Below are 11,804 nucleotides of genomic sequence, written 5' to 3' on the forward strand. Positions count from 1 at the left end.
TCGCGTCAGCCGACGAGCGGGTTGCGCCAGCCCGCGCTCACGGTCGTCGCACCCTTCACGACGTTCGAGCCGATGAAGTTGCGCTGGATCTCGACGGTTCCCGCGCCGATGCACAGCCCGCGGATGTCGCGATACGCGCGCTCGACGGGGTACTCGCGGCTGTACCCGTAGCCGCCGAGGAGCTGGATCGCCTCGTCGCACACGAACTTCGCGGCGAGGTTCGCGGCGGACTTCGCCATCGCGGTCTCGAGCGCCGGCGGAGTGCCGTGTGGTCCGGCGAGGTGCACCGCGCGTTGCAGCAGCAGGCGCGCGCTCTCGAGCTGCGTCGCCATGTCCGCGAGCTTCCACTGCAGTCCCTGCAGCTTCGCGAGCGGCTGCCCGCCGATCGTCCGCTCGTTCACGTAGCGCACCGCGTACTCGAACGCGCCTTGCGCGGCACCCAGGCACATCGCCGCGTTGCCGCACCGTTCGTGGTTGATGTGCGAGATCAACGTCTTGAACGCGTCGCTGTTCGACGGGTCGCCCGCGAGGAGCACGTCGCCGGGTTCCACGCGCACGCCGTCGAACGCGAGCTCCGCCTCGCTCGTGCCGCGTAGCCCCATCTTCTCGTGCGTCCCCGCGACGCTGACGCCGTCCGACTCGAGGTCGACGACGACCGCGCCGATGCCCTTCGCGCCCTCGCTGCCCGGGAAGCGGCACCACACGAGGCACGCGCGGGCCTTGTGGCCGCCCGTCACGTAGTTCTTGTACGCGTCGAGGCGGTAGCCGTCGCCGTCGGGCGTCAGGCGGGCGCGCATGTTCGTGACCGCCGAGCCCGCCTCGCTCTCGCTGATGCCGATGCAGAACAGCGCCTCGCCCGTCGCGGCCATCGGCAGCCACCGCTCCTTGAGCCCGTCGCTGCCGAGGTGCTCGATCGCGCGCGGCGGTCCGTTGAAGATGAGCTGGGCCAGGATGGCGGACGACACGTCGACCCGCGCGAGCTCCTCGAGCACGATCGACGACTCGACGTCGCCCATCCCCGCGCCGCCGTAGCGCTCGCCGATCGTGATGCCGAACAGCTCGGCCTTGCGCAGCGCGTCCCAGGACGCCTGCGGGAACTCCTCGGTCTCGTCCCAGTGACGCGCCATCGGTGCGAGCTCACGCTCCGCGACGTCGCGCGCCAGCTTGCGCAGGGCTTGGCGGTCGTCGTCCTCGGCAAAGGGATCGGTTCCGTGTGAGGCCACGGCTGGTGAGCGTACCCAGCACGGGCTCGAACCTGACGGCCCCGTCAGCACCCGCCCGCCATTCTGGGAAGCGTCAACCACACACTGTGTGTCTGAGGCTTCACAGAACGCCCGGCCGGGGGCGGCGGTAGATTGACCGGACGGTCGAGTTCGCGAGCGAGGGAGCTCCCATGCAGGATCGCGACAAGCTCTACATCGACGGGTCGTGGGTGCCCTCCGCGGGCAGCGACACGATCGACGTCATCAACGCGGCCACCGAGGAGGTGATGGGCCGCGTCCCCGACGGGACGCCGGCCGACGTCGACCAGGCCGTCGCCGCGGCCAGGCGCGCGTTCCCCGCGTGGAGCGCGACACCGGTCGACGAGCGCGCCAAGTACCTGCAGCGCCTGTCCGAGGGCCTCGGCGCGCGCAGCGACGAGATCGCCGCGACCGTCAGCGGCGAGGTCGGCATGCCGCTGATGTGGTCGAAGATGATCCAGGCCGGCCTGCCCACCGCGGTGATGGGCAGCTACGTCGACATCGCGAACAACTTCACGTTCGAGGAGCAGGTCGGCAACTCCCTCGTCGTGCGCGAGCCCGTCGGCGTCGTCGGCTGCATCACCCCGTGGAACTACCCGCTCCACCAGATCGTCGCGAAGGTCGCGCCCGCGCTCGCCGCCGGCTGCACCGTCGTGTTGAAGCCGAGCGAGGTCGCGCCGCTGAGCGCGTTCATCCTCGCCGAGATCGTCGACGACGTCGGCCTGCCGCCGGGCGTGTTCAACCTCGTGTGCGGGACCGGCAAGACCGTCGGTGAGGCGATCGCGTCGCACCCCGACATCGACATGGTGTCGTTCACCGGCTCGACACGCGCGGGCAAGCGCGTCGCCGAGCTCGCGGCGCAGACGGTGAAGCGCGTCGCGCTCGAGCTCGGCGGGAAGTCGCCGTTCGTGATCCTGCCCGGTGCGGACGTCGACGCCGCGGTCACCGCGGGCATCGGCAGCTGCTACATGAACTCGGGCCAGACGTGCATCGCGTGGACGCGGATGCTCGTGCCGCGCGCGCAGCACGACGAGATCGTCGCGAAGGCGAAGGAGATCGCCGAGGGCTTCGCGCTCGGCGACCCGGCCGACGAGACGCACATGGGCATCGGTCCCGTCATCTCCGACGCGCAACGCAAGCGCGTCCGGAAGTACATCAAGAAGGGGATCGAGGAGGGCGCGACGCTCGTCACCGGTGGCCCCGAGAAGCCGAGGGGCTTCCGCAAGGGCTACTACGTGAAGCCGACCGTCTTCGCGAACGTGCGCAACGACATGACGATCGCGCAGGAGGAGATCTTCGGCCCGGTGCTGTCGATCATCCCCTACGACGACGAGGAGGACGCGATCCGCATTGCCAACGACACCGTCTATGGGCTGCACGCGGGCGTGTTCGGCCCGGACGACGAGTCCGCGATGCGTGTCGCGCGGCGGTTGCAGGCGGGCCAGGTCGACATCAACGGCCAGAAGTTCAACCCGCTCGCGCCGTTCGGGGGCTACAAGCAGTCGGGGAGCGGTCGCGAGCTCGGCCAGTACGGGCTCGAGGAGTTCCTCGAGGTGAAGTCGCTGCAGCTCTAGCAGCGGCACCGCGCGAGCGGCAGCGTGCGGACAACGGCACGACTACGCATGGATCGACGCGGTCGCCGCGGCGTCGGGTTCGCCGCCGCGGCGACCGTCGCGCTCGTTGCCGTGCTCGCGGGTTGCGCGTACACCAACCCGGTCTCCGCACCACCCGATCCGGCCGGCCTGCCCGACCCGTTCGTCGTCCTCGTCAACGGCGTGTACCACGCGTACACGACGAACGGTCCCGACGTGGACCACCCGACGATGAACATCCAGCACGTCACGTCGACCGACCTCGTGCACTGGAGCGCGCCGACGGACGTCCTGCCGACGCTGCCGTCGTGGGCGGTCGCCGGGCGGACGTGGGCGCCGAGCGTCCTCGTGCGCGGCGGCGCGTCGCCGACCTACGTCCTGTACTTCACGGCCCAGCCCGCGGACCGCGCCACGAACGGCACGCACTGCATCGGCACGGCCGTCGCGTCGACACCGGACGGGCCGTTCACGCCGCGTGCGACGCCGCTCGTGTGCCAGACGGACCACAACGGTGCGATCGATCCGAGCGCGTTCGTCGATCCCGTGAACGGGCAGGCGTTCCTGTTCTGGAAGAGCGAGGACAACCTGTTCGTTCCCGCGCGCCCGACGATCATCTGGGCGCAACCGCTCTCCGCCGACGGACTGTCGTTCGCGAGCGGCTCGGCGCCGTCGGCGGTCATGACGGCGTCCTCGAACTGGGAGCACGGTCAGATCGAGGCCCCGGCGATGACGTACGACGCGGCGAGTGGTCGCTACGTCGTCTTCTACGCCGGGCACTACTGGTACAACGAGCCCGCGTACGGCACCGGGTGGGCGGTCTGCACACGCACCGCGACGGGGTTCGCCGCCGGGTCCTGCACCCGAGGCCAGTCCACGCAGTGGATCGCGTCGACGGCGCACGCGTGTGCGCCCGCGGGCGTGGAGGTGTTCTCCGACAACGCCGGCTACCGCTGGCTCGCGTACCACGCGTACGTGGGACCGGCCGATCCGTCGACGGGGAAGTGCACCGGCGCGCGGAAGCTCCGCATCGACAAGCTCTGCTTCGCCAACGGCGTCCCACGGACGAACGCGCCGTCGACGGGCGCGCAGACCCTCACGCGGACCGCGAACTGCGCGACCGACATCCCGTAGCGGCCTCCGCCGCGCGCGGCCGGCCGAACCTGACTACCGTGTCAGGGTCACGCGGATCGTCACGCGCAGGGGGTCCCGCTCCGATGACGTACGACATCGAGACCGAGTACCGCGAGATCGACTTCTTCACGGGGCAGCCGTACGGGATGTGGGAGCGGGCCCGCTCGGAGTGCCCCGTGATCCGTCACGAGTCGTCTGCGTTCGACCATCGCCCGAACTACCAGATCACCCGCTTCGACGACTGCGAGAAGGTGCTGCGCGACTGGGAGACGTTCTCGTCGTCGATCAACGGGGAGCAGATCGGTCAGTACATGGGCGAGCTGATCCTCGCGATGAACGGCAAGGAGCACCGCCAGTACCGCAACCTCGTCGCCAAGGCGTTCCGCGCGTCGGTGCTGGAGCGCTGGGACGCCGAGCTCGTCGCGCCAGTCGTCAACGAGCTGCTCGACCGGATCGCGCCACTCGGTCGCGCCGACCTCGTGCGCGACCTGACGACCAAGTACCCGGTCCAGGTGATCTGCGGCATCGTCGGTGTGCCGCTCGCGGACCACGAGCAGTTCCACCGGTGGGCCGAGGAGATCAACACGGGACCGCTGCACCCCGACGTCGGCATGGCCGCGTCGCGTGCGATGCGCGCCTACCTCGAGCCGATCGTCGAGGACCGGCGGCGCAACCCCGGCGGCGACCTCATCAGCGAGCTCGTGACCGCGGAGATCGACGGCGAGCGTCTCACCGACGAGAAGATCTACGGGTTCCTCCGCCTGCTCCTGCCCGCGGGTGCGGAGACGACGTTCCGCGTGCTCGGCAACTGCCTCACCGCGCTGCTGACGCACACCGACGTGATGGCGCGTGTGCGCGACGACCGCGACCTGATCCCCGCGGTCATCGAGGAGACGTTGCGCTGGGAGACGTCCGTGACGATGGTGTCGCGGGTGACGACGCACGACGTCGAGGTCGCGGGTTGCCCCATCCCGGGCGGGTCGCCCGTCAACGTCGTCACCGCGTCCGCGAACCACGACGAGGACCGTTGGCCGGATGCCGACGAGTGGCGCATCGACCGCGAGCCGAAGCCGCACCTCGCGTTCGGGACCGGTCCGCACCAGTGCCTCGGGATGCACCTCGCCCGGCTCGAGCTGCGCGTCGCGCTCAACGCCGTGCTCGACCGGCTCCCGAACCTCCGGCTCGACCCCGACCGGCCGGCGCCCAGCATCCAGGGCCTCGCGTTCCGCGGTCCGGCGGCGCTCGACGTCCTGTTCGACCCGGTTCCCGCGTAACGCGCGCGTTCAGCCGGCCGGCAGAGCGTTGACGAGCACGGACCCCGCGTGCGAGCGCGCGCGGACGGAGCGCGAAGCGTTCGGGTCGGTCGCGACGCCGATGCGCACGTCGCCGCCGTCCGTGCGCGCGTCCACGCGGTACGGACCACCGGGCAGCACGACCTCGACCGCGCCCGCGTTGCTCGTCGCGTCGACGTCGTCGGGCACGCTGGCGAACACCAGCCGGACGTGGCCGGCGTCGGTGTGCGCCTTCACGCACCCGCTCCGCGCGCCGTCCACCTCGATCGAGCCTGCGTCGCTGTGCAGCTGCAGCGCGCCCGCGCAACCGTTGACCGCGATGCGGCCCGCGTTGCTGGCGAGGTCGACGTCGCCGCGCACGCCGTCGACCGCGAGCGGGCCTGCGGCCGTCCGTGCACGGACACCGGTGCCGGCGGGGACGACCAGCTCGTAGTCGATCCACCACCAGCCCTCCAGCGGGCCGCGCGGTGGGGTGACCGAGATCTGCAGCGTCGTCCCGGCGCGCGTCTCCCGCGTCTGCGGCCGCCGTCGTCCGTAGCGCATGTGCCGATGCACGGTGAGGCGGGCGCCGTCGTGCGCCACGACGCGGACGCTGCCGGCGTCGATCTCGACGTCGACGTGCTCGATGCCGTCGAACGTCAGCTCGTCGTCGGCGACGCGCCGTGTGTTGCGCGCGACGACGACCGCGACGAGCGCGCCGGTGAACAGCACGAACACGACGAGCGCCGCGATCGCCGCTGCCACCTGCCCCGCCCCTGCCCGCTCCGCCTGCGCCCGTCAGGACCCGTCGCCGAACATCGTCAGCCACTGGTCGAGCGTCTTGAGCCGGAACACGTAGTTGCGCCGGCGCGTCTCGCCCATCGTCGCGGACGGTTCGGGTGAGTAGAGGTGACCGGGGTAGAGGACGGTGTCGTCGGGGATCTTGGCGAGCCGCTGCGTGAGGCTCTCGTACATCTGCGTCGCGTCGCCGCCGGGCAGATCGGTGCGACCGCAGCCGTCGAGGAAGAGCGTGTCGCCCGCGACGAGCCGGCCGTCGAGCAGGAAGCACTGGCTTCCCGGCGTGTGGCCGGGCGTGTGCAGGAACGTGATCGGGATCGCGCCGACCTCGAGCACGTCGCCGCCGTCGTGCAGCACGAGGTCGCTGTCGGACGCGCCCGTCACGCGCTTCACGCCCCACGCCTCGTCCCGCTGGACGTGGACGGGCACGCCGCCGTCGATCGCCAGCAGCTCGCGCACGCCCTGGATCGGGTAGCCCATCAGGTCGCCGCCGACGTGGTCCGGATGCCAGTGCGTGGCGAGCGCGCCCGTCACGCGCATGCCGTCGCCCCGTACGACGTCGACGAGCTCCGCGACGCCGTACGCCGGGTCGACGAGCACCGCGTCGCCCGTCTCGCGGTCGCCGATGACGTACGCGAAGTTGACCATCTGGCGCGCGATCGGGTCGTCGCGCGCGAAGTCGCGTCCCGCGAGCAGCTGCCGGAAATAGAGACGCTCGGTCACCGAACCGATGCTATCGGCGCCCGCCCGCCGCCTCCGTTGGGACGTTTTGTCGTCGCTACGCCGAGAAACGTCCCAACGCGGCTGGGGTTCGGGCAGTCACCGGAAGTCGAAGGCGCACTTGATCGCGCCGGTGTCGTGCTGACGGGCGATCGTCGTCCAGGCGTCGCGCCAGTCGTCGAGGCGGAACGTGTGCGTCAGCATCGCGCTCACGTCGACGCGCCCCGAGCGGACGAGGTCGAGGTAGTGCTCGATCGCGTGCTTGCGAACGCCTTCCACCTCTTCGACACCGAACGCGTTCGACCCGACGATGCGCGCCTCCTTGAAGTACAGCGGCGACCACTCGAACCGGCCGGGCGCGTTCACACCGCTCACGACGATCGACCCGCGGGTCGCCATCACGCGCAACGCCAGCTCGATCGTCTTCGGCGAGCCGATCGTGTCGTAGACGACGTCGACGAATCCGGGGTGCGTCACCGGCAGGCCCGTCCACGGCGCGCGCAGGACACCGCCCGACCACTCCGCGAGCGCGACGACGACGGCCTCGTCGCCCTGCTCGGAGTCGACGACGAGCGCGCCGAGCTTCCGCGCGAGCGCCTGTTGCGCGGGATGCCGGACGACCGCGGCGACGTCGACCGTCGGGTACAGCGCGCGCAGGATCGCGATCGCGGTCGTGCCGAGCGCGCCGCCGCCCCACACGACGGCCTTCCCGCCCGTCGGCGGCGGGTTGCGCACGATCCCGTGCAGCGACACCGCGAACGGGTCCGCGAGGACGGCGACCTCGTCGGGTACGTCGTCGGGCACGGGGATCGCCATGGAATCGTGCGCGGGGAGCTTCTCGGCGAACCCGCCCGTCGCGTCGGACGAGTTCCCGGTGTGGATGCCCTGCGCGAGCCGGCCGTCGTGGAAGTGCCAGCACTGCGAGTAGTCGCCCTCCTGGCACGGCGGGCACATCGGCGTGATGCCACGCGGCCCGCACGACAGCCAGCAGTTCAGCAACACGCGCTGACCGCGCTCGACGCCGCGCGCCTCCGGTCCCGTCTCGACGACGTCCGCCACGACCTCGTGCCCCAGGACTTGGGGGAACGAGATGAACGCGGTCATCGACATGTCGGACGCGTCGCCGCCCGTGTCCATCAGGACCTGCTTCGTGTCGGATCCGCAGATCCCGGTCATGCGCGTCTGCAGGACGACCCAGTCGGGACCGAGCAGCTGCGGATCGGGGACGTCCTGCAGCGCCATCGGCGTGGCGGCGAGGTTGCGCAGCAGCGGGTCGGCGTCCGCGGGCGGTGCCTCGACGGGCCCGGGGTCGACGCCGAACACCAGTGCCTTCATTCGCTGATCCCCCCCTTTTGCTGACAGCGGCGTCAGCCTACCGAACGCTGCACGACGATTTACCTGCTCTTGCAGCCCCGTCGCGCTGCCTCTCAGGCTGCCGGTCGATCCTTGCCGGCATGCAACGACACACGACGGCGTCTCGCGACGCCGGCATGCGAAGGGTCCGCCGCACCACGAAGTGGCTCGCCGGTGGTGCCGCCGGCCTGACAGCTCTGTTCACCGCGTTCACGCTGCCGCACAGGAGCTCGACGACGACAACGTCGAACACGTCGAACGGCTCGACGTCGTCGGGCTCGGTGTCGTCGAGCAGCGGGAGCAGCAACAGCAGCAACAGCCGCAGCTCGTCGTCCTCGTCGTCGTCCTCGTCCGACAACGGGCTCTCGTCGAGCAGCGGCGTCTCCTCGTCCTCGCGGCAGCCGGTGACGCACTCGGGGGCGTCGTGAAGGAGCGGACGGAGTCGGCGAGCTTCCGGGCGCTCGGGACGACCGCGACCGTCGTCGTCGACGGCGGCGACCTCGCCGTCGCGCGCGAGATCCTCGCGGACGAGGTCGGCGCGCTCGACCGCGCGTGCAGCCGCTTCCGTGACGACTCCGAGCTCAGCGCGGTCAACCGCGCGGCCGGCCAGCCCGTCGTCGTCGGGCCGATGCTGCTCGGCGCGGTGGAGGTCGCCCTGCGCGCCGCGCGCATGACGGACGGCCGTGTCGATCCCACGGTCGGGCGCGCGCTGCAGGTCCTCGGCTACGACCGCACCTTCGACGAGCTCCCGTCGGACCGGCCGCGCTCCGTCGTGTGGGCGCGCCGCGTTCCCGGCTGGCAGGCGATCACGATCGACCGGCGCGCCCGTACCCTGCGCGTCCCGTCGGGCGTGCAGCTCGACCTCGGCGCGACGGCCAAGGCCTGGGCGGCCGACCGTGCCGCGGCGAGGATCGCGCTCAAGCTCGAGCGCCCCGTCCTCGTGAGCCTCGGTGGCGACGTGAGCGCGGCCGGTCCCACCCGTCCGGGCGGGTGGCCGGTGCGCGTCACCGACGACCACGCCGCGGGCCGCGACGCGCCCGGCGAGACCGTCGACCTCCACGGAGGTGGGCTTGCGACCTCGGGCACGACCGTACGTCGGTGGTCGATGGGCGGGGAGGAGCACCACCACGTCGTCGACCCGACGACGGGTCGCAGCGCGCGCACGCCGTACCGGACGGTCAGCGTCGCGGCCGGATCGTGCGTCGACGCCAACGTCGCGACGACCGCCGCGCTCGTCGCCGGCGAGGACGGGCCCGCCTGGGTCGCGCGACACGGGCTCCCCGCCCGCTTCGTCGCGCACGACGGCACGGTCACGCGCGTCGGCGGCTGGCCGGAACCGGCATTGCCGGTGGCGTCGTGAGCACCGTGCTCGCGGCAACTGCCGGTTCGCCGCTCTGGTACTTCGCGCGCGCGACCGGGATGGTCGCGCTCGTCCTGCTCACCGTCACGGTGGTGCTCGGCGTGGTCACGAGCGTCCGCTGGAGCTCGCGCCGCTGGCCGCGGTTCGTCGTGGAGTACGTCCACCGCGACGTCACGCTGCTCGTGATGACCTTCATCGTGCTGCACGTGGCGACGGTCGTCCTCGACGGCTACGCGCCGATCGGATGGGCGGCCGCGGTCGTGCCGTTCTCGTCGCCGTACCGCGCGCTCTGGCTCGGTCTGGGCGCGGTCGCGTTCGACCTGCTGCTCGCAGTCGGCGCGACGAGCTGGTTGCGCCACCGCGTCGGCTTCCGCGTCTGGCGCTTCGTGCACTGGTTCGCGTACGGCGCGTGGGGCTTCTCCGTCGTGCACGGCCTCGCGACCGGCACCGACACCCAACGGGGTTGGGCGCTCTTCGTGAACGCGGCATGCGTCGCGGCCGTCCTCGCCGCGGTCTGGTGGCGGCTGGCCGTCGGCTGGCGCGAGGACCGGGCGGGGATCAGGACGGCGCTCCTCGGTATGACGTTCGTCCTGCCGCTCGCGCTGCTCGGGTGGCTGCGCGCCGGCCCGCTCGCGACGGGATGGGCGCGGCGGTCGGGAACGCCGGCGAGCGTGCTCGAGAAGACGACGCAGGGGCAGACGACGACATCGACGACCAACGCCCCGGTGAACGAGGACGACGGAGGATTCGAGCGATGACCGCGGTCCAGGACGAACGGCTGCGCGGCGGGTACGCGCCCGACGGGCTGCCGCGGCTGCTCGTCGGCGAACGCGACGGCACCGGAAGCCTCGAGGAGCACCTGCGCGTGCACGGTGCGCTCCCGCCGCGGATCGACCCGAGGTCGATGCTCGACGAGCTCGACCGCTCGGGCCTCGCGGGCCGTGGCGGCGCGTCGTTCCCGACCGCGAGGAAGTGGCGCGCGGTCGCGGACCGACGGGGCCGTGCCGTGGTCGTCGCGAACGGGTGCGAGGGCGAGCCGGCGAGCCAGAAGGACGCGCTGCTGCTCGCCCGCTTCCCGCACCTCGTGCTGGACGGGCTCGCCGTCGCGGCCGCGACCGTCGGCGCGCGCGACGCGGTGCTCGCCGTCGAGCGGACGCGGCCCGAGCTCGTGACCGCCGTGACCCGCGCGATCTCCGAGCGCGCGGCGACCGGCCGTGACCGCGTCGTGCCGCGCGTCGTCGGTGTCCCGGCCCGGTACGTCGCGGGCGAGGAGTCCGCGCTCGTCCACTGGTTGAACGGTGGCGACGCCAAGCCGACCAACGTCCCGCCCCGCCCGTTCGAGCGCGGTGTGTCCGGCCGGCCCACGCTCGTGCAGAACGTCGAGACGCTCGCGCACGTCGCGCTCGTCGCGCGTCATGGCGGCGACTGGTTCCGCGCGGTCGGCACGCCCGCCGAGCCGGGGTCGATCCTCGTGACGATCTCGGGCGCGGTCGCGTCTCCGGGCGTCTGCGAGGTCGAGCTCGGCACACCGCTCGGGCACGTGATCTCGCGCGCGGGTGGCGCGACCTCGCCCTTGTCGGCCGTCCTCGTCGGCGGGTACTTCGGCACCTGGCTGCCGGCGACGTCGCTCGACGAGGCCGTTCTCGCGAACACGGAGCTGCGCGCCCGCGGCGGGGGGATCGGCTGCGGCGTCGTCGTCGCGCTCCCCGGGACGGCGTGCGGGCTCGTCGAAGCCGCGCGCGTGGCGCGCTACCTTGCCGACGAGACGGCGGGCCAGTGTGGTCCCTGCGTCAACGGGCTCGCCGCGGTCGCGGGTGCGGTCGAGGAGATCGCGTATCGGAAGGCGACGCCTGAGCGGGTGCGGCAGATCGACCGTTGGACGCGGATGATCGCGGACCGCGGCGCGTGCCATCACCCCGACGGTGCGATCCGCTTCGTGCGCAGCGCCCTCGACGCGTTCCGCGACGAGCTCGACATGCACGCCCGCGGCCGTTGCACCGGCTCGGCCACAGCGCCGGTGCTGCCCGTGCCGTCCGGGCAGTCGCGCGACCGGGGTTGGAGGTGAGCACGTCGATGGCTCGCACGCTGCGCCTCGAGGTCGACATCATCCGCTGCGACGGGCACGGCATCTGTGCCGAGATGTTCCCCGAGCGCGTCTCCCTCGACGACTGGGGGTACCCGATCGTCGACGGTGCCGAGATCCCGCAGCGCTGCCTCGCCGACGCCCGCCGGGCGGTCCACGCGTGCCCGGCGCTCGCCCTCCGCCTGGTCGAGGAGTAGCGGGACGAAGGGAGGAACGGGAACGTTTCCTCAACTCGGGCCCCGAACCGGCCGAGTA

11 protein-coding genes are annotated in these 11,804 nt (G+C 72.1%); 7 read left to right on the forward strand and 4 right to left on the reverse strand.

Annotation, left to right across the window (positions count from 1 at the left end; translation table 11 throughout):
• Positions 1-5: 5 nt before the first annotated feature.
• Positions 6-1,223: an acyl-CoA dehydrogenase family protein gene (locus tag VFC33_07295; protein HZR13041.1), complete on the reverse strand. Its 1,218-nt coding sequence runs from the start codon at positions 1,221-1,223 to the stop codon at positions 6-8.
• A gap of 170 nt (positions 1,224-1,393) precedes the next feature.
• Between VFC33_07295 and VFC33_07300 the strand changes: the two genes are divergently transcribed.
• The 3 genes from VFC33_07300 (at position 1,394) to VFC33_07310 (ending at position 5,238) form a co-directional block, all read left to right on the forward strand.
• On the forward strand, positions 1,394-2,815 hold the full coding sequence (locus VFC33_07300) for an aldehyde dehydrogenase family protein (GenBank protein ID HZR13042.1): 1,422 nt from the start codon (positions 1,394-1,396) through the stop codon (positions 2,813-2,815).
• A 48-nt stretch (positions 2,816-2,863) separates the two neighbouring features.
• Positions 2,864-3,964 (forward strand): glycoside hydrolase family 43 protein, encoded by a 1,101-nt coding sequence (locus VFC33_07305; protein HZR13043.1) that lies wholly within the window; start codon positions 2,864-2,866, stop codon positions 3,962-3,964.
• A gap of 83 nt (positions 3,965-4,047) precedes the next feature.
• Positions 4,048-5,238 (forward strand): cytochrome P450, encoded by a 1,191-nt coding sequence (locus VFC33_07310; GenBank protein HZR13044.1) that lies wholly within the window; start codon positions 4,048-4,050, stop codon positions 5,236-5,238.
• Between the two features lie 9 nt (positions 5,239-5,247).
• Here VFC33_07310 and VFC33_07315 read toward each other — a convergent pair whose 3' ends face one another.
• The 3 genes from VFC33_07315 to VFC33_07325 form a co-directional block, all read right to left on the reverse strand.
• On the reverse strand, positions 5,248-6,000 hold the full coding sequence (locus VFC33_07315) for a DUF4097 family beta strand repeat-containing protein (GenBank protein HZR13045.1): 753 nt from the start codon (positions 5,998-6,000) through the stop codon (positions 5,248-5,250).
• Positions 6,001-6,033: 33 nt separating this feature from the next.
• Positions 6,034-6,756 (reverse strand): MBL fold metallo-hydrolase, encoded by a 723-nt coding sequence (locus tag VFC33_07320; GenBank protein ID HZR13046.1) that lies wholly within the window; start codon positions 6,754-6,756, stop codon positions 6,034-6,036.
• Positions 6,757-6,852: 96 nt separating this feature from the next.
• Positions 6,853-8,088 (reverse strand): zinc-binding dehydrogenase, encoded by a 1,236-nt coding sequence (locus tag VFC33_07325; protein ID HZR13047.1) that lies wholly within the window; start codon positions 8,086-8,088, stop codon positions 6,853-6,855.
• 181 nt (positions 8,089-8,269) lie between these two features.
• Between VFC33_07325 and VFC33_07330 the strand changes: the two genes are divergently transcribed.
• From VFC33_07330 to VFC33_07345, 4 genes are read left to right on the forward strand one after another with little or no spacing between them, the layout of a single operon-like run.
• Entirely contained in the window at positions 8,270-9,466 is a 1,197-nt protein-coding gene (locus tag VFC33_07330) for an FAD:protein FMN transferase (GenBank protein ID HZR13048.1), read from the forward strand.
• Complete coding sequence (locus tag VFC33_07335) at positions 9,463-10,224, forward strand: ferric reductase-like transmembrane domain-containing protein (protein HZR13049.1); 762 nt, start codon at positions 9,463-9,465, stop codon at positions 10,222-10,224. The genes VFC33_07330 and VFC33_07335 overlap by 4 nt, the downstream gene beginning before the upstream one ends.
• A complete protein-coding gene (locus tag VFC33_07340) occupies positions 10,221-11,531 on the forward strand; it encodes an NADH-ubiquinone oxidoreductase-F iron-sulfur binding region domain-containing protein (protein HZR13050.1) in 1,311 nt (436 codons plus the stop codon). Before VFC33_07335 ends, VFC33_07340 begins: the two co-directional genes overlap by 4 nt.
• Positions 11,532-11,539: 8 nt before the next feature.
• Positions 11,540-11,746, forward strand: a complete 207-nt coding sequence (locus VFC33_07345; protein ID HZR13051.1) for a ferredoxin — start codon at positions 11,540-11,542, stop codon at positions 11,744-11,746.
• Positions 11,747-11,804: the final 58 nt, after the last annotated feature.

It is taken from the genome of Acidimicrobiia bacterium, from assembly GCA_035651955.1.
Taxonomy (GTDB): domain Bacteria; phylum Actinomycetota; class Acidimicrobiia; order IMCC26256; family JAMXLJ01; genus JAMXLJ01.

Coding starts and splice junctions, on each gene's coding strand:
- VFC33_07300 (HZR13042.1), top strand. CDS start 1,394: ATGCAGGATCGCGACAAGCTCTACATCGACGGGTCGTGGGTGCCCTCC.
- VFC33_07305 (HZR13043.1), top strand. CDS start 2,864: ATGGATCGACGCGGTCGCCGCGGCGTCGGGTTCGCCGCCGCGGCGACC.
- VFC33_07310 (HZR13044.1), top strand. CDS start 4,048: ATGACGTACGACATCGAGACCGAGTACCGCGAGATCGACTTCTTCACG.
- VFC33_07325 (HZR13047.1), bottom strand. CDS start 8,088: ATGAAGGCACTGGTGTTCGGCGTCGACCCCGGGCCCGTCGAGGCACCG.
- VFC33_07340 (HZR13050.1), top strand. CDS start 10,221: ATGACCGCGGTCCAGGACGAACGGCTGCGCGGCGGGTACGCGCCCGAC.
- VFC33_07345 (HZR13051.1), top strand. CDS start 11,540: ATGGCTCGCACGCTGCGCCTCGAGGTCGACATCATCCGCTGCGACGGG.